Source organism: Paraburkholderia sp. J12, from assembly GCF_905220215.1.
Classification (GTDB): Bacteria; Pseudomonadota; Gammaproteobacteria; order Burkholderiales; family Burkholderiaceae; genus Paraburkholderia.
This window is the reverse complement of the sequence record NZ_CAJMZC010000027.1, coordinates 1-24,341: the sequence shown is the minus strand read 5'-3', so window position 1 is coordinate 24,341 and position 24,341 is coordinate 1. Positions and strand designations below refer to the sequence as shown.

Annotated in this window: 19 protein-coding genes; 2 read left to right on the top strand and 17 right to left on the bottom strand. The window is 65.6% G+C overall.

What is annotated here, in order from left to right; all coding sequences use genetic code 11:
* Positions 1-69: 69 nt before the first annotated feature.
* The 15 genes from ftsA to coq7 all read right to left on the bottom strand — a co-directional run bounded on the left by ftsA (position 70) and on the right by coq7 (position 17,328).
* Positions 70-1,302, bottom strand: a complete 1,233-nt coding sequence (gene ftsA / locus U5760_RS30700) for a cell division protein FtsA (protein WP_028228647.1) — start codon at positions 1,300-1,302, stop codon at positions 70-72.
* A 27-nt stretch (positions 1,303-1,329) separates the two neighbouring features.
* Positions 1,330-2,082, bottom strand: a complete 753-nt coding sequence (locus U5760_RS30695; protein ID WP_322016066.1) for a cell division protein FtsQ/DivIB — start codon at positions 2,080-2,082, stop codon at positions 1,330-1,332.
* A gap of 68 nt (positions 2,083-2,150) precedes the next feature.
* On the bottom strand, positions 2,151-3,092 hold the full coding sequence (locus U5760_RS30690) for a D-alanine--D-alanine ligase (RefSeq protein ID WP_322016065.1): 942 nt from the start codon (positions 3,090-3,092) through the stop codon (positions 2,151-2,153).
* Between the two features lie 5 nt (positions 3,093-3,097).
* Positions 3,098-4,492 carry a UDP-N-acetylmuramate--L-alanine ligase gene (gene murC / locus U5760_RS30685; protein ID WP_322016064.1) on the bottom strand — a complete coding sequence of 465 codons (1,395 nt, stop codon included), beginning with the start codon at positions 4,490-4,492 and terminating at the stop codon, positions 3,098-3,100.
* Positions 4,489-5,592: an undecaprenyldiphospho-muramoylpentapeptide beta-N-acetylglucosaminyltransferase gene (murG, locus tag U5760_RS30680; RefSeq protein WP_322016063.1), complete on the bottom strand. Its 1,104-nt coding sequence runs from the start codon at positions 5,590-5,592 to the stop codon at positions 4,489-4,491. Before murG ends, murC begins: the two co-directional genes overlap by 4 nt.
* Positions 5,589-6,857: a putative lipid II flippase FtsW gene (gene ftsW, locus U5760_RS30675; RefSeq protein WP_322016062.1), complete on the bottom strand. Its 1,269-nt coding sequence runs from the start codon at positions 6,855-6,857 to the stop codon at positions 5,589-5,591. Before ftsW ends, murG begins: the two co-directional genes overlap by 4 nt.
* A complete protein-coding gene (murD, locus tag U5760_RS30670) occupies positions 6,854-8,368 on the bottom strand; it encodes a UDP-N-acetylmuramoyl-L-alanine--D-glutamate ligase (RefSeq protein ID WP_322016061.1) in 1,515 nt (504 codons plus the stop codon). Before murD ends, ftsW begins: the two co-directional genes overlap by 4 nt.
* 71 nt (positions 8,369-8,439) lie before the next feature.
* Positions 8,440-9,609, bottom strand: coding sequence for a phospho-N-acetylmuramoyl-pentapeptide-transferase (gene mraY, locus U5760_RS30665; protein ID WP_322016060.1), 1,170 nt, complete (start codon positions 9,607-9,609; stop codon positions 8,440-8,442).
* Between the two features lie 20 nt (positions 9,610-9,629).
* Entirely contained in the window at positions 9,630-11,042 is a 1,413-nt protein-coding gene (locus U5760_RS30660) for a UDP-N-acetylmuramoyl-tripeptide--D-alanyl-D-alanine ligase (protein WP_322016059.1), read from the bottom strand.
* Positions 11,039-12,613, bottom strand: coding sequence for a UDP-N-acetylmuramoyl-L-alanyl-D-glutamate--2,6-diaminopimelate ligase (locus U5760_RS30655; RefSeq protein ID WP_322016058.1), 1,575 nt, complete (start codon positions 12,611-12,613; stop codon positions 11,039-11,041). The genes U5760_RS30660 and U5760_RS30655 overlap by 4 nt, the downstream gene beginning before the upstream one ends.
* A complete protein-coding gene (locus U5760_RS30650) occupies positions 12,610-14,499 on the bottom strand; it encodes a penicillin-binding protein 2 (RefSeq protein WP_322016057.1) in 1,890 nt (629 codons plus the stop codon). The genes U5760_RS30655 and U5760_RS30650 overlap by 4 nt, the downstream gene beginning before the upstream one ends.
* Positions 14,496-14,852, bottom strand: a complete 357-nt coding sequence (gene ftsL / locus U5760_RS30645) for a cell division protein FtsL (RefSeq protein ID WP_322016056.1) — start codon at positions 14,850-14,852, stop codon at positions 14,496-14,498. Before ftsL ends, U5760_RS30650 begins: the two co-directional genes overlap by 4 nt.
* Positions 14,849-15,805, bottom strand: coding sequence for a 16S rRNA (cytosine(1402)-N(4))-methyltransferase RsmH (rsmH, locus tag U5760_RS30640; protein ID WP_322016055.1), 957 nt, complete (start codon positions 15,803-15,805; stop codon positions 14,849-14,851). Before rsmH ends, ftsL begins: the two co-directional genes overlap by 4 nt.
* 17 nt (positions 15,806-15,822) lie before the next feature.
* Positions 15,823-16,251: a division/cell wall cluster transcriptional repressor MraZ gene (mraZ, locus tag U5760_RS30635; protein WP_028214080.1), complete on the bottom strand. Its 429-nt coding sequence runs from the start codon at positions 16,249-16,251 to the stop codon at positions 15,823-15,825.
* A 390-nt stretch (positions 16,252-16,641) separates the two neighbouring features.
* Positions 16,642-17,328 carry a 2-polyprenyl-3-methyl-6-methoxy-1,4-benzoquinone monooxygenase gene (gene coq7, locus U5760_RS30630; RefSeq protein WP_322016054.1) on the bottom strand — a complete coding sequence of 229 codons (687 nt, stop codon included), beginning with the start codon at positions 17,326-17,328 and terminating at the stop codon, positions 16,642-16,644.
* A gap of 298 nt (positions 17,329-17,626) precedes the next feature.
* Here coq7 and U5760_RS30625 point away from each other — a divergent pair, with 298 nt between their 5' ends.
* Positions 17,627-18,802 (top strand): porin, encoded by a 1,176-nt coding sequence (locus U5760_RS30625; RefSeq protein WP_322016053.1) that lies wholly within the window; start codon positions 17,627-17,629, stop codon positions 18,800-18,802.
* 149 nt (positions 18,803-18,951) lie between these two features.
* Here the strand turns inward: U5760_RS30625 and U5760_RS30620 are convergent, their stop codons facing one another.
* Positions 18,952-20,625: a long-chain fatty acid--CoA ligase gene (locus U5760_RS30620; RefSeq protein WP_322016052.1), complete on the bottom strand. Its 1,674-nt coding sequence runs from the start codon at positions 20,623-20,625 to the stop codon at positions 18,952-18,954.
* 168 nt (positions 20,626-20,793) lie between these two features.
* Positions 20,794-22,872, bottom strand: a complete 2,079-nt coding sequence (locus tag U5760_RS30615; protein ID WP_322016051.1) for a molybdopterin oxidoreductase family protein — start codon at positions 22,870-22,872, stop codon at positions 20,794-20,796.
* Between the two features lie 168 nt (positions 22,873-23,040).
* On the opposite strand from U5760_RS30615, the gene U5760_RS30610 reads away from it, so the two are divergent.
* Positions 23,041-24,234, top strand: coding sequence for a M20 aminoacylase family protein (locus U5760_RS30610; protein WP_322016050.1), 1,194 nt, complete (start codon positions 23,041-23,043; stop codon positions 24,232-24,234).
* Positions 24,235-24,341: the final 107 nt, after the last annotated feature.

The following is a 24,341-nucleotide window of genomic DNA, read 5'->3' as shown; positions in this document are numbered from 1 at the left end:
AACCCTCCACCGCGCGCCAGCCGCCGTCACCAGCGCTTACCTGCGCAAACCCGTACCGCAAAACCCTCGTCAGAAGTTGCCGAGGAACCAGTCCTTCATGCGCGTGAAGACCTGCCCCATCGACCCCGACTGCACCGCAACCTTGCGCCCGCGCATGCGCTGCGAGCGACCTTCCACGAGCAGGCCCATCGCCGTCGAGTAGCGCGGGTTGCGCACTACGTCGGCAAGACCGCCCGCATACTCCGGCACGCCGATGCGCACCGGCTTCAGGAAAATGTCTTCGCCGAGCTCGACCATGCCCGGCATCATCGCGGCGCCGCCCGTCAGCACGACGCCCGAACTCAGCAGTTCTTCGTAACCCGACTCGCGCACCACCTGCTGCACGAGCGAGAACAGCTCTTCCACGCGCGGCTCGATCACGGCCGCCAGCGCCTGGCGCGACAGCGTGCGCGGACCGCGCTCGCCGAGCCCCGGCACTTCGATCATCTCGTCCGGATCGGCGAGCGCCTGCTTCGCGATGCCGTAGCTCACCTTGATGTCTTCCGCATCGGGCGTGGGCGTGCGCAGCGCCATCGCGATGTCGCTCGTCACCTGGTCGCCCGCGATCGGAATCACGGCCGTGTGGCGAATCGCGCCTTCGCTGAAGATCGCGATGTCGGTCGTGCCGCCGCCCACGTCCACCAGCACCACGCCCAGTTCCTTCTCGTCGTCGGTCAGCACGGCAAGCGACGATGCGAGCGGCTGCAGGATCAGGTCGTTCACTTCGAGGCCGCAGCGGCGCACGCACTTCACGATGTTCTGCGCCGCGCTCACCGCGCCCGTCACGATGTGCACCTTCACTTCGAGGCGGATGCCGCTCATGCCGATCGGCTCGCGCACATCTTCCTGACCGTCGATGATGAATTCCTGCGTGAGGATATGCAGCACCTGCTGGTCGGTCGGGATGTTGATCGCCTTGGCCGTTTCGATCACGCGCGCAACATCGGTCTGCGTGACCTCCTTCTCCTTGATCGCGACCATCCCGCTCGAATTGAAGCTGCGGATGTGGCTGCCCGCGATGCCGGTGAACACGTTAGTGATCTTGCAATCGGCCATGAGTTCCGCTTCTTCCAGCGCGCGCTGGATGGACTGCACGGTGGCCTCGATGTTCACCACCACGCCCTTCTTGAGTCCTTTCGATTCGCTCTGGCCGAGACCGATCACCTCGTAGTGGCCATCGCCCTTCATTTCGGCGACGACGGCCACCACCTTCGACGTCCCGATGTCGAGGGCGACCAGCAGATCCTTGTAGTCTTTACTCATAGCGTGCTCGTTGCGTGTGATGTGCTGTTACTTTTTGCCCGGGGCCGTGTCGCTGATGAAGCGCATGCCGGCCGCCCGAATCGCAAAACCGTTCGGATAGCGCAAGTCCGCATATTCGATATCTTTCCCCCAACGTTGCGTGACCGCCGACCATGCGACGATGAGCCGGTGCGCACGCTCCCCGAGCGTGTCCGCATTGCGCTCGCGGCCCAGCTCCACCTCCATGCCGTTCGAAAGCTTCACCGTCCACGCGTAGCGCGGCGAGAGCGTCACTTCGTCGGGCGTGAGGCCGAGCGGCGCAAACCACTTCTGGAAGTCGTGGTAGCGCGCCACCACTTCCTTCGCACTGCCATCCGGCCCGTCGAACGCGGGCAGATCCTGATCCAGCTCACCCTGGTTGGCCGTGAAGAGCTCGCCGTCCGTGCTCACGAGCTGATCGCTGCCCCACGTGCCGAGCGGCTTGTACTCCTCGAGCGACACGGCGAGCGCATTCGGCCAGACGCGGCGCACGCTCGCGTGGCGCACCCACGGCATCTGCTCGAACATCTGGCGCGCGGCGTCCAGATCGACGGTAAAGAAGTTGCCCTTGAGATGGCCGACCACGCTCGCGCGCACCGTGGGCGCGTTGATGTGATCGGTGTCGCCCTCGACGCGGATTTCGCGCAGCGCGAAGTTCGGGCGCTGCACCAGCCAGATGCCGCCGGCCGCCAGCAGCGCGAGCACGAGCAGCGCGTGCAGGGCGTTGGCGGCGAGGTTGAGCTGGCGTACGTTATTCCACATGTCGAGGCGGGTGCGATTGTTGTCTCAAAGGGCTCGAAGCAATTCGTCGATCCGGGTTGGTTGGGGGCCTAATCCTTCAGCGTGAGCGAAAGAACCTTCACGACCAGGTCCTGATAGGCAATGCCGACCGCGCGCGCCGCCTTGGGCGGCAGCGAGTGATCGGTCATGCCCGGCGCCGTGTTCACTTCGAGGAAGTACGGGTTGCCTGCGCCGTCGATCATGAAGTCGGCGCGGCCCCAGTCGGTGCAGCCGAGCACGTCGAACGCGCGGCGCGCGAGCGCCTTCAGGCGCACTTCTTCCTCGGGCGCGACGCCGCACGGAATCAGGTATTGCGTCGTGTCGAGGATGTACTTCGCGTCGTAGTCGTAGAACTCGCCCGCGGGCACGATCTTGATGAGCGGCAGGTCGAGGTCGCCCGCGATGCACGCGGTGTACTCGCCGCCGCCCTCGATGCTCTTTTCCACCAGCACGATCTTGTCGTGCTTGGCGGCTTCTTCGATGGCGGCCACGAGTCGATCCGCGGCCTTCACCTTGATCACGGCCACGCTCGAACCTTCGCTCGCCGGCTTCACGAAGAGCGGCAACCCGAGCTTCGCGACGATCGCGGGCGCCTTGGCCGCATAGTCGTCGCCGCGCAGCACGGCTTCGAACGGCGGCGTCGGAATGCCGAGCTGCTGCCACACGAGCTTGCTGCGGAACTTGTCGAGCCCGAGCGCCGAGCCGAGCACGCCGGTGCCCGTATAGCGGATGCCGTAGAAGTCGAGCGCGCCCTGGATCTGGCCGTTCTCGCCGTAGCCGCCGTGCAGCGCGTTGAACGCGCGCACGAAACCCTCGTCCTTGAGCGCCGAAAGCGGCCGCTCGGACGGGTCGAAGCGATGCGCGTCGATGCCCGCGCTGCAAAGCGCCTCGTGCACGAGACGGCCGGAATTCAGCGAGACTTCGCGCTCGGCGGACTCGCCGCCGAGCAACACCGCCACCTTGCCGAACTGTTTAGGGTCGATACTGCTCATGTCGCTCACACCTTCTGTTCCTGCGCTGCGATCCGGCCCGGCACCGCGCCGATCGAACCCGCGCCCATCGTAATCACCACGTCGCCGTCGCGGACCACGGCGGCCAGCGCGTCCGGCACCTCGTCCGCCGTTTCGACGAACACCGGCTCGACCTTGCCCGCCACGCGAATCGCCCGCGCGAGCGCGCGGCCGTCGGCAGCGACGATCGGCGCTTCGCCGGCAGCGTAGACATCGGTCAGCACGAGTGCGTCGACGGTGGACAGCACTTTCACGAAATCTTCGAAGCAGTCGCGCGTGCGCGTATAGCGGTGCGGCTGGAACGCCAGCACGAGGCGGCGGCCCGGAAACGCGCCGCGCGCCGCGGCGACGGTGGCGGCCATCTCCACCGGATGGTGGCCATAATCGTCGATCAACGTGTAGGCGCCGCCGCCGTTGACCGGAATTTCACCGTAACGCTGGAAGCGGCGGCCCACGCCGTTGAATTCCGCGAGCGCGCGCTGGATGTCGGCATCCTTCACTTCGAGTTCGGTCGCAATCGCGATCGCGGCCAGCGCATTCTGCACGTTGTGCGTGCCCGGCAGGTTCAGCACGATGTCGAGCGCAGGCGCATCTTCGCGCATCACCGTGAAATACATCTTGCCGTCGCGCGCGACCACGTTCACCGCACGCACCTGCGCATCGGGCGCAAAGCCGTAGCGGATGATCGGCTTCGAGACGAACGGCAGGATCTCCTTCACGTTCGGGTCGTCCACGCACAGCACCGCGATGCCGTAAAACGGCAGACGATGCGTGAATTCGATGAACGCCTGCTTCAGGCGCGCGAAGTCGTGCCCGTAGGTGTCCATGTGATCGGCGTCGATGTTCGTGATGACTTCGATCACCGGGAAGAGATTGAGGAACGAGGCGTCCGATTCGTCGGCTTCCGCCACGATGAAGTCGCCCGTGCCGAGGCGCGCGTTCGCGCCGGCGCTGATGAGCCGCCCGCCGATCACGAAGGTCGGATCGAGCCCGCCTGCCGCCAGCACGCTCGCCACGAGCGACGTGGTGGTGGTCTTGCCGTGCGTGCCGGCAATGGCGATGCCCTGCTTCAGGCGCATCAGTTCCGCGAGCATCACGGCGCGCGGCACGATGGGAATGCGGCGATGGCGCGCCGCGAGCACTTCGGGATTGTCGCTGCGCACGGCCGTGGAAACGACCACGGCGTTCGCGCCTTCGATGTTCTGCGCGTCGTGCCCGATCGCGATGCGCGCGCCGAGCGCGGCGAGGCGCTCCGTGACCGCGTTTTTCGCGAGGTCCGAGCCGCTCACCTGGTAGCCCAGATTGACGAGCACTTCGGCGATGCCGCTCATGCCCGCGCCGCCGATGCCGACGAAATGGATATGTTTGACGATGTGTTTCATTGCTTTCCTCCCGCACTAGCGCCCGCCACGGCCGCGCAAATGCTCGCGACTTCGGCGGCGGCGTCGGGTTTCGCGAGCGCGCGGGCGCGCCCGGCCATTTCCGCCAGCGTTTCTCTGGTTTGTTGCCGCAGCCAGTCGGCGAGCCCTTCCGCCGTCAGGTCGCGTTGTTGCACCACCCGCGCCGCGCCCTTGTCGGCGAGGAACGCGGCGTTGGTGGTCTGATGGTCGTCCACGGCGAACGGGAACGGCACGAAGCATGCCGCCACGCCCACCGCCGCGACCTCGGCCACCGTCATCGCGCCCGAACGGCAGATGACGAGGTCCGCGTCGTGATAAGCGCTCGCCATATCGTCGATGAACGGCACGAGTTGAGCCGCGTCGCCCGGTTCGAGACCGGCATCGACATAGTTGGCCTTCAATGCGTCGATGTGCTTTGCGCCCGCCTGATGCACGACGTGCGGACGCTCGCCCGGTGCGATGAGCGCGAGCGCACGCGGTACGACCTCGTTGAGCGCCGCAGCGCCCAGACTGCCGCCCACGACGAGCACGCGCAGCGGACCGCTGCGCGATGCGTAGCGCGCCTTCGGATCGTCGACGTGCTCGAGCTCTTCGCGCACAGGATTGCCGGTCCACTCGCCGTGCGGCAGCGCGCCCGGGAACGCGACGAGCACACGCCTGGCAAGCTTCGCGAGCACCTTGTTCGCGAGGCCCGCAATCGAGTTCTGCTCGTGCAGCACGAGCGGGCGCCCCGACAGCGCGCTCATCACGCCCGCCGGGAACGTGATGTAGCCGCCCATGCCGAGCACGACGTCGGGCTTCACGCGCGCGAGCGCCGCGCGGCTTTGCGTGAAGGCGCGCAGCAGGTTGAGCGGCAGCATCAGCTTCGTCTTGAGGCCCTTGCCGCGCACGCCGCCAAAGCGCACGTATTCCATCGGGATGCCGTGCTTCGGTACAAGCGTCGCTTCCATGCCGGCCGGATTGCCGAGCCACACCACGCGCCATCCCCACGCCTGCATGCGATGCGCGACTGCGAGCCCGGGGAACACGTGCCCCCCGGTGCCGCCGGCCATCACCATGAGCGTGCGCGGTGCTGCGGTCATACCTTGCCTCCGCGCATCAAGACCCGATTCTCATAATCCACGCGCAACAGCAGCGCCACGGCGATGCAGTTGAGCAGAATGCCCGAGCCGCCGTAACTCACGAGCGGCAGCGTGAGACCCTTGGTCGGCAGCAGACCGAGGTTCACGCCCATGTTGATGAACGCCTGCGCGCCAAACCACACGCCGATGCCCTTCGCGACGAGCCCCGCGAACGTGCGGTCGAGCGCGAGCGCCTGGCGGCCGATCTCGAACGAGCGGCGCACGATCCAGTAGAACAGCAGGATCACGACCAGCACGCCGACGAAGCCGAGTTCCTCGCCGATCACGGCGAGAATGAAGTCGGTGTGCGCTTCGGGCAGATAGTTGAGCTTCTCGACGCTTCCGCCCAAGCCCACGCCGAACCATTCGCCGCGCCCGAACGCGATCAGCGAGTGCGTGAGCTGATAGGCCTTGCCCTGCGCGTAGCGGTCGTCCCACGGATCGAGGTACGCGAAGATCCGCTCGCGCCGCCACGGCGAGAGCCAGACGAGCATCGTGAAGGTGCCCACCGCCGTCGCCACGAGGCCGCCGAAGAGCTTGCCGTTCACGCCGCCGAGGAACAGCACGCCCATCGCGATCGCGGCGATCACCATGAACGCGCCCATGTCGGGTTCGAGCAGCAGCAGCGCGCCCACCACGCCGACCGCGAACGCCATCGGCAGGAAGCCCTTGGCGAAGCTGTGCATGTACTCCTGCTTGCGCACCGTGTAGTTCGCCGCGTAGATCGTCACGGCGAGCTTCATGATTTCCGAAGGCTGCATGTTCGTGATGCCGAGCGGAATCCAGCGGCGCGCGCCGTTCACGCCCTTGCCGATGTGCGGAATCAGCACGACCACGAGCATCGCGAGCGCGATCAGGAAAAACTTCGGCGCGTAGCGGTCCCACGTCGAGATCGGGATGCGAAACGTCACGAGCGCCGCAATCACGGCGATCACGAGCGAGGCGATATGGCGCACGAGAAACGCGTAGTCGTGGTACGAGGCGTACTTCTTCGAATCGGGCATCGCGATCGACGCCGAATACACCATCACCACGCCGAGGCCCAGCAGCGCGATTACCGCCCACAGCAGCGAGTGGTCGTAGTCGAGCATGCGCGAGCGCGCCGGGCGCACGCCGTTGACGACGCTCGCGAGACCGCTCGCACCCACGCGCGCGCCGCCGCCGGCTGCCCCGCCGCCATTGCCCTCGCGCGACAGACGCGCACCGAACCGTTCGGACCAGCTCATATCATCGTCCCCCGTTCTGCGGCGATTTCCTCGACCGTGTCGCGAAACACGGCGGCGCGATGGGCGTAGCCCTTGAACATGTCGAAGCTCGCGCAGGCCGGCGAGAGCAGCACGACGTCGCCAGGTTCGGCGAGCGCCGTGGCCGCGCGCGTGGCGGCTTCGAGCGTCGGATGGTCGGCGAGCGCGATGCCCGTCGATTCGAGCGCGGCGCGGATCTGCGGCGCGTCGCGGCCGATCAGCATCACCGCGCGGCACCAGCGCTCGACGGGCGCCGCGAGCGGTTCGAAGTCCTGACCCTTGCCGTCGCCGCCCGCGATCAGCACTGCGCGCTGCGCGAGGCCGTCGAGCGCGGCGACCGTTGCACCGACGTTCGTACCCTTGCTGTCGTCCACGTAGTCGATGCCGTCGATCGACGCGATCAGCTCCACGCGATGCGGCTCGCCGCGATATTCGCGCAGGCCGTGCAGGAGCGGTGCCGCGGGCAGGTCGATCGCGCGTGCGAGCGCGAAGGCTGCCAGCGCGTTCGCCGCGTTGTGCAGGCCGCGGATGCGCAGGGCATCCGCCGGCATCAGGCGCTTCAAGCCCAGGTTCACGGGCGCGGCTTCCCGTTGCTTGCGGCGGCGCGGCGACACCGGCTCGTCGGTCGCGTCCTTGTCGTGCGCTTCCACGAGCCACAGCATGCCGCTCTCGCGCAAGATGCCGTAGTCGCCGGGATGCTGCGGCTCGTCGACGCCGAACGTCACCATGCGCGCCGCGCTATCGGCATCGGCCGCCAGCGACATCACGCGTGCGTCCTCGCGGTTGAGCACGCGCGTGGTCTGCGCGCCGAAGATGCGGCCCTTCGCGGCGGCGTAGGCGTCGAGGCCGCCGTGCCAGTCCAGATGGTCCTGCGTGATGTTCAGGATCGCGGCGGCGTCGGGAGCAAACGTGTGCGACGTTTCCAGCTGGAAGCTCGACAGTTCGAGCACCCATACGTCGGGCAGCGCGGTGTTGTCGATGGCTTCGGCGAGCTTGTCGAGCATCGCCGGGCTGATGTTGCCGGCCACGGCCACGCGTTTGCCCGCGCGCTCGCACAGCAAACCCGTCAGGCTGGTCGTGGTGGTCTTGCCGTTCGTGCCGGTAATGGCGAGCACCTTGGGCGCATAGCCGCTCTCGCCCAGATGCCGGAGCGCCTGCGCGAAGAGTTCGAGCTCGCCCCACACGTCGATGCCGCGCTCGCGCGCCGCTGCGATCAGCGGCACGAGGTCGGCGGCGAGCGGCGAGAGACCCGGGCTGATGGCGACGAGCTCGACGCCGTCGAGCAGCGCCGTCGAGAACGGGCCGCCCACGAAATCGGCGTCGACGCCGTGCGCGGCGAGTTCGGGCAGGCCGGGCGGCGTCTCGCGCGTGTCGGCGATACGCAGGCGGCAACCGTGCCGCGCGCACCAGCGCGCCATCGCGAGGCCCGATTCACCGAGCCCCAGCACGAGCACCATCGGCTTTTGCCGATCCCGAAACTTCTCGCCAAACATCGCTTGCTTTCCCTTTGTGTGACTGATGTAACCCGCCGATTCGACTACGGAGACTGCCTGGCCGCCTGCCTTCAGCGCAGCTTGAGCGTGGACAGGCCGAACAGGCACAGCATCAACGTGATGACCCAGAAACGCACGACCACCTGCGTCTCCTTCCAGCCCGACAGTTCGAAGTGGTGGTGCAGCGGCGCCATCTTGAAAATGCGCCGGCCTTCGCCATACCGCTTCTTGGTGTACTTGAACCAGCTGACCTGCAGCATCACGGAGAACGTTTCCGCGACGAAGATGCCGCCCATGATGAACAGCACGATCTCCTGGCGCACGATCACGGCGATCGTGCCGAGTGCGCCGCCCAGCGCGAGCGCGCCGACGTCGCCCATGAACACCTGGGCCGGATACGTGTTGAACCAGAGGAACGCGAGCCCTGCCCCGCCCATCGCCGAGCAGAAGATGAGCAGTTCGCCCGCGCCGGGAATGTGCGGGAAAAGCAGGTACTTCGAATAGACCGAGCTGCCCATCACGTAGGCGAACACGCCGAGCGATGCGCCCACGAGCACCACGGGCATGATGACGAGACCGTCGAGGCCGTCGGTGAGATTCACCGCGTTGCTCGCGCCGACGATCACGAAGTACGTGAGCGCGATGAAGCCCCACACGCCGAGCGGGTAGCTGATCGACTTGAGGAACGGCAGCAGCAGGTCGGCGCGCGCGGGCAGCCCCATCGAGAGACCGCTTCTCACCCATGCCATGAAGAGATCGAACACGCGCACGTTGCTCGCTTCCGAAACGCTGAAGGCGAGATACACGGCGGCGAAAAGGCCGATCACCGACTGCCAGAAGTACTTCTCGCGCGAGGACATCCCGCGCGGGTCCTTGTAGACCACCTTGCGATAGTCGTCCACCCAGCCGATCAGGCCGAAGCCGAACGTCACCAGCATCACGATCCAGATGAAGCGGTTCGTGAGGTCGCCCCAGAGCAGCGTCGAAACGGCGATGCCCAACAGGATCAGCACGCCGCCCATGGTCGGCGTGCCCGATTTCACGAGGTGCGTTTGCGGGCCGTCGGTACGCACGGCCTGGCCGACCTTCATCGCGGTCAGCTTGCGAATGACCCACGGGCCCAGCATGAGCCCGAATCCCATCGCGGTGATGGTCGCCATCACCGCGCGGAAGGTCAGATAACTGAACACGCGCAAGAAGCTTGCGTCATTCTGCAGCCATTGCGCCAGCGCCAGTAACATGCCTTGTATTCCTTCGTATTTCAGTGCGCGCCGGACGCAGCGTCCGGCGCAGGGTTGTGCGGATTCGTCAGGGCTGCCACCACGCGTTCCATCTGCATGAAGCGCGAGCCTTTCACGAGTATCGTTGCGCCGCTGCCGTAGCCGGCCTGCGCCAATGCGTTCACCAGTTCGCCCACGCTCTGCGCATGCAGCGCGTTCGCGCCGAATGCCGCCGACGTATCGCGCGCCGCGTCGCCAAGCGTGTGGAGCGCGTCGATGCCGCGCTCCTTCGCATAGGCGCCCACCTCGCGATGAAACGCGGGACCTTCGTCGCCGACTTCGCCCATGTCGCCCAGCACGAGCACGCGCGGCGCGTGCTGCGCCACGAGCACGTCGATCGCCGCGCGCACGGAATCGGGGTTCGCGTTGTAGGTGTCGTCGATCACCGTCGCGCCCGTAAGTTCCCCGAGCGCGGCGCGCTTCACCTGCAAACGGCCCTTCACCGGCAAGAACGCTTCGAGCCCGCGGCCGATCGCATCGAGCGAGACGCCTGCTGCGAGCGCCGCCGCCGTAGCCGCGAGCGCGTTGTGCGCGTTGTGCGCGCCCAGCACCTGCAGTTCGACTTCGAGATGCCCCTGCGGCGCGGCGATCGCGAGACGATTGCCGGAAAGCTTGCCCGTCACCGCGGCATCCACGGCGCGCTCCGCCGTATGCAACGCGAAATCGAGAATCTGCGAACCGGTGGCCGCCACGCGCCAGATGCCCGCGTATGCGTCGTCGGCGGGAAACACCGCGACCCCTTCGGGCTTCAGGGCGTGAATCGCGCTGGCGTGTTCGAGTGCGACGGCTTCCACCGTCGCCATGAATTCCTGGTGCTCGCGCTGCGCGTTATTGACCACCGCGACGGTCGGCTCCGCGAATTTCGCGAGCCGTTCCGTCTCGCCCGGATGGTTCATCCCGAGTTCGACGACCGCGAGGCGATGCGCGCCGGACAAACGCAGCAGCGTGAGCGGCACGCCGATGTCGTTATTGAGGTTGCCGGCCGTGGCCAGGCGGTTTTCCTCGCCGACGGCGGCCGCGAAGATCGAGGCGATCATTTCCTTGACCGTCGTCTTGCCGTTGCTGCCCGTCACCGTGACGAGCGGCAGCGTGAAGCGCCGCCGCCAACCGAGCGCGAGCGCGCCGAGCGCCGTGCGCGTGTCGTCCACGCGCAGCGCCGGAATGCGCCAGTCGCCGGGGCTGCGCGAAACCAGGACCGCGCTCACGTGGCGCCCCGCCACTTCGGGCAGGAAGTCGTGCGCGTCGAAGCGGTCGCCCTTGAGCGCGACGAACAGGTCGCCGGGACCGGCCGTGCGGCTGTCGGTCGAGATACGCGCGAAGGTGGCGTTTTCGTCGCCGAGCACATTCGCGCCCGGGATCAACGCCGCCGCTTCGCGCAGGGAGAGCATCGTCATTCACCGCCTCCGCGCCCGTGAGTCGTACGGGCTGCGAGAGCAAGCCGCGCGTGGTCCTGGTCGGAGAACACGCGCTTCTTGCCCATGATTTCCTGAGTCGCCTCGTGCCCCTTGCCGGCCAGCACAATGACGTCTTCTTTCGCCGCGCCGCGCACCGCCTGCAGGATCGCGCTCGCGCGGTCCTCGATGCGGCGCGACTTTGCGCCCTCGCGCATGCCGCCCACGATCTGGTCGATGATCACGGCGGGCGCTTCGCTGCGCGGGTTGTCGCTCGTCACGACGACCTGATCGGCGAGACGCTCGGCAATCGCCCCCATCAGCGGACGCTTCGTGGCGTCGCGGTCGCCGCCGCAGCCGAACATGCAGATGAGCTCGCCGCCGCGCGCCGTGGCGATGGGGCGCAGCGCTTCCAGCGTTTTTTCGAGCGCATCGGGCGTGTGCGCGTAGTCGATCACGACGAGCGGCTCGTCATGATCGACGCGGCCGCCGAGGCGTTCCATGCGGCCGTTCACCGGCTGCAGCTTCGCCAGTTCGTTCAGCGCCGCGACGAGCGGCACGTTCGCGGCCAGCAGCGCGCCGAGCACGCCGAGCAGATTGCTCACGTTGAAGAGGCCGAGCGTCTGTACCTCGATTTCGGCGTCGCCCCAGTCGGACGTCGCGAGGTGGAACGCCGTGCCCGTGGCCGTCGCCCGCACGTTCGAGGCGCGCAGCCAGGCATTCGCGGCATGCCCGTCCGCCACCGGTGCATCGGCGGCCGGCGTTTCGACCCCGTAAGCGATCGTGCGCGCATGGCCGCGCGTGGACGCGAGCAGGCGCCGGCCCGCCGCATCGTCGGCGTTGATCACCGCGGCGCGCAGGCCGCGCCATGCGAAAAGACGCGCCTTCGCGGCCTCGTAGGCCTCGAACGTGCGGTGATAGTCGAGATGGTCCTGCGTGAGATTCGTGAAGATCGCGATGTCGAACGAGGTGCCGTTCACGCGCCCCTGGTGCAGCGCATGCGACGACACTTCCATCGCCACGGCCTGCGCACCTTCGGCACGCAACTGCGCGAGACTGCGCTGCAGTTGCGGGGCGTCGGGCGTGGTGAAGCCGGTATGCACGAGCTGACCCGGAAAGCCGCTGCCGAGCGTGCCGACGATCGCGCACTTCTGCCCGATCGCCGAGAGCGCCGACGCCACCCATTGACTGCACGAGGTCTTGCCGTTCGTGCCGGTCACGCCGACCACGAGCATCGCGTCGCTCGGATCGCCGTACCAGCCGCTCGCGATCTCGCCCGCCAGCACGTCGAGCTGCGGCACGGCGAGCGACATCGACGCGTCGGCTTTTTCGTCCACCGTGCCCGCGAAGCCTTCCGGCTGATACAGCACGGCGGCCGCGCCGCGCTCCACGGCGTTGTCGATGTGCGGGCGATTGTCGGCGCCTTCGACGGCATAGGCGAGGAACACGTCGCCCGGCTGGAGCGAGCGCGTGTCCGCATGCAGGTTGGCCGTGGCTGCCGCGTGCGTGCGCAGCCACGCGAGCGCGTCCGCGATCTGCCGGTGCGCGGGATGCTGGGTGCGCGTGGCGCTCATCGGACGACTCCGGGTCGATTATTGGCGTTGTCGGCGACGGTCATGTGGCGAGCCGCGACAGCCGGCTTCGGCGACACCGAGACATGCTTGACCGGCGCGGCCGCGGCGCCCGAGGCGCTATTGGCCGGGGCGGCCTGCGCGTTGTCGTCGGAGACGACCAGCTGCTTGACCGGCATGTCGGGCGGCACGTTGAGCGAGCGCAGCGTGTCGCCGACGATGCCCGAGAACACCGGGCCCGACACGGCGCCGCCGAAGTGGCTGCCGGCGGTCGGTTCGTCGATCGAGACGGCCACGACGATGCGCGGATTCGGCATCGGCGCCATGCCCACGAACGAGGCGCGGTACTTCGATTTGTCGTAGCCGCGGCCTTCGTGCTTGTACGCCGTGCCCGACTTGCCGCCCACGCGGTAGCCGGGAACGGCCGCTTCGGGCGACGTGCCCTGGGTGGATACCACGCTTTCGAGCATCGTGCGCACTTCGCGCGCCGTGGTGGGCGAGAACACCTGGGTGCCGGCGACGGGCTGATCGTCGCCCGGGTGGCGGAAGATCGTCACCGGCAGGATCTGGCCGTCGTGCGCGATCGCAGTGTAGGCCCGCGCGAGCTGGAACAGCGAGACCGAGAGACCGTAGCCGTAGGACATCGTCGCCTGCTCGATGCGGCGCCAGCTCTTCCACGGACGCAGACGGCCCGCCGCCGCGCCGGGAAACCCGACCTTCGGCGCCTGACCGAGTCCGATGCTGGTGTACATGTCCCACATTTCCTCGGGCTTGAGCGTCATCGCGATCTTGGTCGCGCCGATGTTGCTCGACTTCTGGATCACGCCGCCCACCGTCAGCACGCCGAACGCCGAATCGTCGGTGATGGTCGCGCCGTCCAGCGTGAAGTGGCCCGGGCCCGTATCCACCAGTGTAGTCGGCGAGACCCGGTGCAGATCGAGCGCGAGCGACACCGTGAACGGCTTCATGATCGAGCCCGGCTCGAACACGTCGGTCAGGATGCGGTTGCGCAGCTGCTCGCCTGTCAGGTGCGAGCGGTCGTTCGGGTTGTAGGTCGGATAGTTGACGAGCGCGAGCACTTCGCCCGTGCGCACGTCCACCACCATCGCCGCGCCGGCCTTGGCCTTGAACTTCTCGACAGCGGCCTTCAGGTTCGAATAGGCGATGTACTGGATCTTGCTGTCGATCGAGAGGTTCACGTCCTGGCCGTCGTGCGGCACGACCTGCTCGTCCACGTCCTCGACGACGTGGCCCATGCGGTCCTTGATGACGTGACGGATGCCGGACACCCCTTCGAGTATCTTCTCGTCGCTCAGCTCGACGCCTTCCTGGCCTTCGTCCTCGACATTGGTGAAGCCGATCAGGTGCGCGGTGACCTCGCCCTCGGGGTAGAAACGCTTGTATTCGTTGCGCTGATAGATGCCCGGAATGTCGAGATCCGCGACCTTGGTCGCCACGTCGAGCGGCACCTGGCGCTTCACGTAGACAAAGGTCTTGTCTTCGGAGAGCTTCTTGCGCAGGTCGGTCGTGGACATGCCGAGCAACTGGCCGAGCTGCGTGAGCTTGTCGGCGCCGAGGTCGTCGGGCACGTCTTCGGGAATCGCCCAGATGGCGCGCACGGGCAGGCTCGTGGCGAGCACGAGCCCGTTGCGGTCGAGAATCTTGCCGCGCGTGGCCGGCAGTTCGAGCGTGCGTTGATAGCGGCTTTCGCCCTGCTTCTGATAGAACGCGTTGCCCGGGCCCTGGATCCAGAACGCGCGCGCGGCGAGCGCGACGAACGCCATGAACAGCAGGAACACGACGAGCTTCGAGCGCCACATCGGCAGGCGCACGGAGAGGATCGGATTCGACGAAAAGGCGACGCTCTTGCGGCTGTTGCCCTTTTTCATCGCGTGCCTCCGCGACGGCTGGTGACAGCGGCCGGGGAGGAAGCCGGCGCCGACGTGGGCACCGGCGCGTCCGTGGCGGCAGCGGCGCCGGGCGCGAGCGTCAGGTATTGCGTGCGTCCGGTCGTGACGGGCTGCATCTTGAGCGAATCGGTTGCGATCTGTTCGATGCGCGCCGTTCGCGACAGCGCGCTCTGCTGATATTGAAGCTGGTCGTAGTCCTGCTGCAGCTGGCGCTCTTCGGCCTGCGCGCGCTGCAACTGGATGAAAATCTGCCGCTGCTGGTTGGTGGCGTTGACGACCGACAACGCACAGCCCATCACGACGATCAGCAGGAAGATATTCAGGCGGTTCATGGCGTGACGCGCTCCGCGATGCGCATCACGGCCGAGCGGGCGCGCGGATTGGCGGCGACTTCCTCGTCGCTCGCGAACACGCGGCCGAGCAGCTTGAGCGGGGGGCTCGGCAGATCGACGGCGCGGATCGGCAGGCGGCGATCGACCGCCGGCGCACTGGCGTGCGCCTGCAAGAACCGCTTGACGATCCGGTCTTCGAGCGAATGAAAGCTGATGACCACCAGCCGCCCCCCCTGCTCCAGCGACGCGAGCGCCGCCTCTAGTACGACTTGCAGCTCCGCAAGCTCTTGATTGACGTGAATCCGTATAGCCTGAAAGGTGCGGGTTGCCGGATCCTTACCCTTCTCACGGGTCTTGACGACGTTAGCCACGATTTGGGCAAGCTCGCCCGTGCTGTCGAGAGGCCCGAGACGTTCGGACTCTGCCCGGCGAGCAACAAGCGCCTTTGCAATCTGAAAAGCAAACCGTTCTTCCCCATAATCTCGAATCACCTCCGTCAGTTCCTGCAACGTGGCCCGCGCCAGCCAGTCGGCAGCCGACTCGCCGCGCGTCGGGTCCATCCGCATGTCGAGCGGACCATTCGCGCGAAAACTGAAGCCGCGCTGCGGATCGTCGAATTGCGGCGACGACACGCCAAGGTCCAGCAATACCCCCGACACACGCCCTGCTGCGCGCGACGCGAGCGCGTCGCGCAGCGAAGCAAAACTCTCATGCACGATCGCAAAGCGCGGATCTTCGATGGTCGCGGCCGTGGCGATCGCCTGCGGATCCTTGTCGAACGCGATCAGCCGGCCAGCTTCGGAAAGCCGGCCGAGCACCGCGCGACTGTGGCCGCCGCGCCCGAACGTGCCGTCCACATAGACGCCGTCCGCGCGCGTGACGAGCGCATCGACCGCTTCATCGAGCAGCACCGTGCAATGCTGCAAACTTCCTTGTCCCATCGCAGATGCCATAGCTCATTCACCCGCGATCAGAACGTGAAATTCTTCAAGGCGTCGGGCATGCCCTGCGCCATCGCCGCCTGTTCCTTGGCGGCGTAGGTCTGCGCATCCCACAACTCAAAATGACTACCCATGCCGAGCAGCATGACTTCCTTTTCCATTCCTGCTGCCAGACGCAATTCAGGTGAGACGAGCACGCGGCCCGCGCTGTCGACGTCGACGTCGGACGCATTGCCGAGAAAGATGCGGCGCCACCAGTGCGCATCCATCGGCAAGGCGGCGACCTTCGCACGGAACACTTCCCATTCGGGGCGCGGAAATAGCAACAGGCAGCCGTCCGGGTGCTTGGTGATCGTCACCCGTCCTTCTGCCTGTTGTTGCAGCGCGTCCCGATAGCGAGACGGAATCGACATCCGTCCTTTCGCATCGAGTGTCAGCGCCGACGCCCCCTGGAACACTTTTGCTCCCCCTCACGCGGCGTCGTTAGCCGCCCGCCCCAATTCAAATGAATTTACCCGAATACGCGCCCGGAATCACACAAAAAAACACTTTCTCACACTGTCTCCCACTTTAGAGGAACGCCTCACGAGGGTCAAGGGAGAGAACCCATTTCTTGACGAAATTTATCCGTTAGAACAAGGACTTAGCGGCACTTCCTCAAGTCAGACGAAAAACCAAAAACCGTTATGAATGAAAGAACTAACGCGGGTTGTGAAGGTGATACGTGAAAAGCTCGGCGAAAAACGCGGGTGCGGTGGGATTCGGAGGGGATTAAAGCGGGTTGGGCGAAGCGCTAAATCACGAAAGCAAGGGTGGGACGGCGAGCTGCGCCGCCCCACTCGAGAGTCTTAAATATAGTAGGCCGTACGGGTCATCACTTTGGATGCGACACGCATCAGCGAGCGCACGGGCAGCGGCAGTTCGATACCGCCGGCGTCCGTCGCCGACTTCGCATGCGCGATCTCGTCGACGCGCATCTGCTCGACCACGGCGCGCGATTCCAGATCGGCAGGCGGCAGGCTTTCGAGATGGCTGTCCAGATGATGTTCGACCTGGCGCTCCGTCTCGGCCATGAAGCCGAGGCTCACCTTGTCGCCGAAACGGCCCGCCGCGAGGCCGATCGCCATCGCACCGGCGTACCAGAGCGGATTGAGCAGGCTCGGGCGCGAGTCGAGCGCCGCCAGACGGCGTGCCGTCCACGCCAGGTGGTCTTCTTCCTCGAGCGCCGCCTGGGCAAACGCCACCTTGAGCGTGGGCGAACGCGTGGCGAGCTTTTGCGCCTGGTACAGCGCCTGGGCACACACCTCGCCGACGTGATTGACGCGCATCAGGCCGGCGGCGTGCGCACGCTCGGCCGGCGTGAGTTCGCCCGGTGCGGACTCCCCAGCCTCGGCAGATTCGGTGCCTTCGGCCGTCAGGGCCGGGGCTTCGGGCTGCGCGGCGGCCGGCAGCGGCATCGGGCGTGTCATGCGCGACACGCCCGTCATCGAGCGCAGGCCCCGATCGAATTCGGTAATCAACTCGTCAAGCGTCATCCAACCTCCCTTTCCGATGCTTGAGCGGAAGGCGCACCGCTGGTCGTCTTTCGCTACTACAGGAACAAATGGACTGCCGTCAATAAGGGGCAGCGCCGATAGATCGCCGCATATTCTAGACCATGTTGTGTAAACGAAACAGGTACTTAGCGGCGCCAGGCTTTCCCTTTGTCACGATTAACCGTTTTGTTACATTACGTGCAACTTCTCGCGAAGTTAGCTTGCGGAGCCAACGTCAGACAAAAAATCGGTTCCGTTTATAAGACGCACAAGATTCGCAAACACTGGAGATCCATCAATGAAGAAGTCGCTTCTCGCGCTCGCCGCGCTGGGCGCGTTCGCGGGTGCTGCTCACGCACAGAGCAGCGTCACGCTGTACGGCATCATCGACGAAGGTTTCAACATCAACACGAATTCGGGTGGCCAGCACCTGTACAACCTGTCGAGCGGCGTGCTGCAAGGTAGCCGTTGGGGCCTGCGCGGCGCTGAAGACCTGGGCGGTGGCCTGAAGGCAGTCTTCGTGCTCGAAAACGGTTTCGACGTGAACACCGGCAAGCTCGGCCAGGGCGGCCTGATGTTCGGCCGTCAGGCTTACGTCGGCCTCTCGAGCTCGCAATACGGCTCGGTCACGCTGGGTCGCCAGTACGACTCCGTCGTCGACTACGTCGGTCCGCTGGAAGTGGGCGATCAGTGGGGTGGCTACATCGCCGCTCACCCGGGCGACCTGGACAACTTCAACAACGCGTATCGCACCAACAACACGATCAAGTACACGAGCGCGAACTACGCAGGCCTGACGTTCGGCGGCACGTACAGCTTCGGCGGCACGGCCGGCAACTTCACGCAGAACCAGATCTGGTCGTTGGGCGCTGGCTACAGCAACGGCCCGCTGACCCTCGGCGCCGCCTACCTGAACGCACGCACGCCGTCGAACGCCGGCGGCCTGTTCGGCAACAACACCTCGAGCTCGACGGCATCGGCCGTCACGACGCCGGTTTACTCGGGCTTCGTGAACGCCAACACCTACCAGGTGATCGGTGCAGGCGGTGCGTACACGTTCGGCGCAGCGACGTTCGGCCTGACCTACTCGAACATCAGCTTCCGCGATCTGGGCGCAAACGGCGCGACGATCTATCGCCAGGGCGAAAACGCCACGTTCAACAACGTCGAAGCGAACTTCAAGTACCAGTTCACGCCGGCTCTGCTGGCTGGCTTCGCGTTCGACTACACGGACGGCAACAGCGTCGCGCTCAAGAACGGCACGAGCAACGACGGTGCGAAGTACTACCAGTACTCGCTCGGCGCAGACTACTTCCTGTCCAAGCGCACCGACGTGTACGTCACGGGCGTGTACCAGCACGCTTCGGGTACGAACTCGGTGAACGATCCGGCTGTCGCCGCGATCAACAACCTGTCGGCATCGGGCAACGACAACGTGTTCACGGCACGTATCGGTATCCGCCACAAGTTCTAATAAGAACAGCCGTTTCAGTCTCAAAGGCGCCTTCGGGCGCCTTTTTTCTTGCTCACACGGAGTTTCGAGCGAAAAAAAAGCCTGCCCCATCGGGACAGGCTTTCGCAGATTCTGGGCGCCCGGCAACGACGCCCCTTATCGCGCGCCGCTCAGGCGCGGCCGTCGCGCAACTCGCGCCGCAGGATCTTGCCGACATTGGTCTTCGGCAAATCGTTGCGGAACTCGATGATCTTCGGACGCTTGTACCCCGTGAGCTGCGTCTTGCAGAACTCGAAGACGTCCTTGTCGGTCAGCGCCGGATCCTTCTTCACGATGAAAAGCTTCACCGCTTCGCCGGAATGCTGGTCGGGTACGCCCACCGCCGCCACCTCGAACACGCCCGGCAGCTTCGCCACCACGTCTTCGACCTCGTTCGGATACACGTTGAAGCCCGACACGAGAATCATGTCCTTCTTCCGATCGACGAGCTTGATGTAACCGCGCGTGTTCATCACGCCCACGTCGCCCGACTTGAAGTAGCCGTCGGCCGTCATGACCTTGGCGGTCTCCTCGGGGCGCTGCCAGTAACCGGCCATCACCTGCGGGCCGCGGATGCAGATCTCGCCCGGTTCGCCGACCGGCAGTTCGTTGCCCTCGTCGTCGCGGATCGAGATTTCGGTCGAAGGCAGCGGCAGCCCGATCGTTCCCGTGTATTCGGTAGCCGTGGTCGGATTGCAGGTCACGCTGGGCGACGTTTCTGACAGACCATAGCCTTCAATGATGGGCGTCTGGGTCTTTTCGAACCAGCGGTTCGCCACCGCCTCCTGCACCGCCATGCCGCCGCCGTTGGCGACGAGCAGCTTCGAGAAGTCGAGCTTGCCGAAATCGGGGTGATTCAGGATCGCGTTGTAGAGCGTGTTGACCGCCGGGAACGTCGTGATCGCGTAACCTTCGAGATCCTTGATCATGCCGGCGATATCGCGCGGATTCGGAATCAGGACTACGAAGCCACCGGTGCGGATCGAGAGCAGCCCGCAGACGGTCAGCGCAAACACGTGATAGAGCGGGAGCGCCGCGACCGTCACCGGCTGCACGCCGGCCGGCAGCTTCGACAGCGCCGGCTCCGTCCAGGCCGCCGACTGCAGCACGTTCGCGATCAGGTTGCGATGCAGGAGCGTCGCGCCTTTCGAGACGCCCGTGGTGCCGCCCGTGTACTGGAGAAACGCAACGTCTTCCGGCTTCTGCTCGACAGGCTTGAAGCTCGCGCGCGCGCCAGCGGACATCGCATCGTTGAAGCGCACGTGGCCGGGCAACGTCCACGCGGGCACCATCTTCTTAACGCGCCGCACGACGAAATTGACGATACAGCCCTTCACACCGAGCAGATCGCCCATCGAGGCGACCACGACATGCTTGACGCTCGTGTTCGCGATGACCGCATCGAGCGTTGCAGCGAAATTCTCGAGGAGGATGATCGCTTCGGCGCCGCTGTCCTTGAGCTGATGTTCGAGCTCGCGCGGCGTGTAGAGCGGGTTCACGTTCACGACCACGTAACCCGCGCGCAGGATCGCCGCAAGCGCGACGGGATATTGCAGCACGTTCGGCATCATGATCGCGATGCGCGCGCCGCGCGCAATGCCGCGCGACTGGAACCAGGCCGCAAGACGGCGCGAAAAGTCGTCGAGTTCGCCGTAGGTGATCGACTTGCCCATGCATGCGAAAGCAGGCTTCGTCCGATACGTGCTGAAACTCTCTTCGAGCAGCGCCGTGATGGACGCGTAGCGCCCCGGGTCGATTTCCGCTGGAACGCCGGGGGGATACGATTTCAGCCAGATTTTTTCCATGCGGCGTCTCCTCCGTCAATTTTCGAATGATCGTGCTAAAACTTCGATCGTAGCATGGGGCATTGCGTTTTAATCCGGTGAATCAGCAAGTTAGAGAAGCCCTTCGAACGCCGGCGGCGCGTCGTTGCCGACGTTGCCGGTGTGTCGCCGAACGTTCAGGGGAAACCCTCAGGCGCGCTCGACTTCGACGAGGCAGTCGTAGAAGGTCGCCGATCCGCCCAGGTCGGTCAGCGCCTGGCTCGTGACCTCGTTGGCGTTGCGGCCGTCGGGCGCGAGCTTCTTCCACCAGATCGACAGCCCGACCACGAGGCCTTCGCGGGCCCGTTCGCTTACGCGTGCTCGCGCGCGCATCGTGCCGCGGTCGTTGAAGACGCGGATCGGGTCGCCGTCCCCGATGCCGCGAGGGGCCGCATCGGCCGGGTTCAGGTCCACGTGCGGTTCGCCCTCCGTCGCGCGCAGGCTTTCGACATTGACGAAGGTGCTGTTCAGGAAGTTGCGCGCGGGCGGGGAAATCATCGCGAGCGGATAGCGGGCCGCGAGCTCGGGCGCGCCGTCCGCCGATTCGTAGGGCGGCAGATAATCGGGCAACGGGTCGAGCCCGGCTCGCTCCAGCACGTCGCTGTAGAACTCGCACTTGCCAGACGGGGTGCGAAAGCCGCCGTTTGCGAACGGCGCGTCGGCGATCTTGAGCTTCGCCCACCCGCTGGATTTCAGCGATTCCCAATCGGTGCCCGCCAATGCCGGATCGTCCCAGTGGAACGCCTGCGCCGCAACTTCGTCGTCGCTTTCGAAGAGCGCGGGCTCGGTCAGGCCCATCTTGCGCGCGATCATGCGGAAGATTTCCGTATTCGGACGCGCCTCGCCTACCGGCGCAATCGCGGGCAAGTTCGCCATCACATGCGTGTGGCCGTACGACTTGTGGACGTCGAGATGCTCGAGCTGCGTCGTCGCGGGCAGCAGCAGATCGGCATAGTCGGCGGTATCGGTCTGGAACTGCTCCAGCACGATGGTGAAGAGATCCTCGCGCGCGAAACCCGCGGCCACCTTGCCCGAATCGGGCGCGACCGCCACCGGATTCGAGTTGTAGACGACAATCGCCTCCACCTTCGGGCCGAATGCCGCGTCGCCCGCGTGCGTGAGCGCATCGCCGATCTGGTTCATGTTGATCACGCGCGGCAGCCGCTTCGGCCAGCCCGGCATCAGGTCCGGGCGCTGAAGCGCGTTGGCATCGGCGGGCGCCCAACCCGACGACGAGAGCAGCACACCGCCCGCGCGCTCTCGCCATGCACCGGTGAGCGCGGGCAGGCAAGCGATCGCACGCACGGCATTGCCGCCGCCGCGCACGCGCTGCAGGCCGTAGTTCATGCGGATCGCCGCCTTGCGGGTCGAGCCATAGAGGCGCGCGAGGTCGATGACCACCTGCTCGTCGATCCCGCAGATCTGCGCGACACGCGCCGGCGTATAACTGAGCGCGCGCGCCTTGAGAGCTTCGTAGCCGTGCGTGTGCGTGGCGATGTAGTCGTGATCGAGCCGGTCTTCCACGATCAGGACGTGCATCATGCCCAGCGCGAGCGCGCCGTCCGTGCCTGGCTTCAGCGCAATGTGCTGATGACACTTTTCGGCGGTCAGCGAACGGTACGGATCGATGGCGATCAGTCTGGCGCCGTTGCGCCTCGCTTCCTGTGCGCGCGTCCAGAAGTGCAGGTTCGAGGCGATCGGATTGGCGCCCCAGATCAGGATCACTTCGCTTTCGACAAAAAACTCCGTATGCATGCCGAGCGGAGCGCCATACGTATAGCGTAGTCCGGCCGCGCCTGCGGCGGCGCAAATGGTGCGATCCAGACGCGACGCACCGAGCTTGTGGAAAAAGCGCTGAGCGATGCTCTCGCCCTGCACGAGACCCATGGTGCCTGCGTAGCTATAAGGCACGATCGCTTCGGGCGTGCGCTGTGCGATTTCGCCGAGGCGCCCGGCCGCGATCGCGCACGCCTCCTCCCAGCTGATCGGCTCGAAACGCCCCTCGCCCTTGCGGCCGACGCGCTTCATCGGCTGCGTCAAGCGCTTCGGATGATGGACACGCTCCGCGTAACGGCTCACCTTCGTGCAGAGCACGCCTTGGGTCGGCGGGTGGTCGGGGTCGCCCGTGACTTTGATCGCCCGGCCGTTCTCGACGGTCACGCGCATCGCGCAGGTATCGGGGCAATCGTGGGGGCAGACCGCACGGGCAAATTCGGCTGGGGCGTTCATCGGCAATCCATCATGGGAAGCATCGGTTCGTAACCGCAATTTTAGTCTGTCTGCGCGCCGGCCCTGACGGCCCCCTCTGACAGTTGGCGCGAAAAAAAAGGTTGGGCGTAGAATGGTTCGTCCAGAGCCGGCCCGTTCCGGCTGCACAACTGCCACGCACAGCCCGCCATGAAACTGATTCCGGAAATCCAGTCCGCCCAGGGCGAAATCCAGACCCTTCGACGAACGATCCACGCCCACCCCGAACTGCGCTACGAAGAAACCCATACCTCCGATCTTGTCGCCCAGAAGCTTGCCGAATGGGGTATCGAAGTGCATCGGGGACTGGGCAAGACAGGGGTTGTCGGCGTTCTGAAACGCGGCAACAGCTCGAAATCGATCGGCCTGCGCGCCGATATGGATGCGCTGCCCATCCAGGAACTCAATACCTTCGAACACCGCTCCCGCAACGACGGCAAGATGCACGCGTGCGGTCATGACGGCCACACGGCGATGCTGCTCGGCGCTGCACAATATCTGGCAAAGCATGGCCAGTTCGACGGGACCATCGTGTTCATTTTCCAGCCCGCCGAGGAAGGCGGCGCCGGTGCCAAGGCTATGATCAAGGACGGCCTGTTCGAGCGCTTTCCCGTGGACGCCGTGTTCGGCATCCACAACTGGCCCGGCATGCCGGCGGGCTTCTTCGGTGTGACCGAAGGGCCGATCATGGCGTCGAGCAACGAATTCCACATCAACATCAAGGGTGTCGGGTCGCATGCGGCACTGCCGCACAACGGACGCGACCCGGTGTTCACGGCCGTGCAGATCGCAAACGGCCTGCAGGGCATCATCACGCGCAACAAGAAACCGCTCGACACGGCCGTGCTGTCGATTACGCAGATCCATGCCGGTGACGCAGTGAATGTAGTGCCGAACGAGGCGTGGATTGCGGGAACCGTTCGCACGTTCACGACGGAAACGCTCGATCTGATCGAATCGCGTCTGCGCAAGATCGCAGAAAGCACGGCGGAGGCTTACGACTGCTCAGTCGAAGTGACCTTCCTGCGCAACTATCCGCCTACGGTGAACAGCAGTGCGGAAGCGCAATTCGCAGCGGAGGTGATGCGCGAGGTGGTTGGGGAAGATCGCGTGGACGCGAAGGTCGAGCCGACGATGGGTGCCGAGGACTTCTCGTTCATGCTGCTAGAGAAGCCTGGTTGCTACGCGTTCCTCGGTAACGGCGACGGCGGCCATCGGGAATCCGGCCATGGCGCCGGTCCATGCATGCTGCACAACGCGAGCTACGACTTCAACGACCAGTTGTTGCCAGTGGGTTCGTCGTATTGGGTGCAGCTGGCGACGAAATTTCTTGCGCAGAAGTAGGCAGAGAAGTCAGCGGGCCAGGAGCCGTCCCTGAGGACGGTTTTCTGCGGTGGTACGGGCCGCAGGCTTTCCGGGCCGATAAACGCCGAAACCCCGGCCTCCTTTAG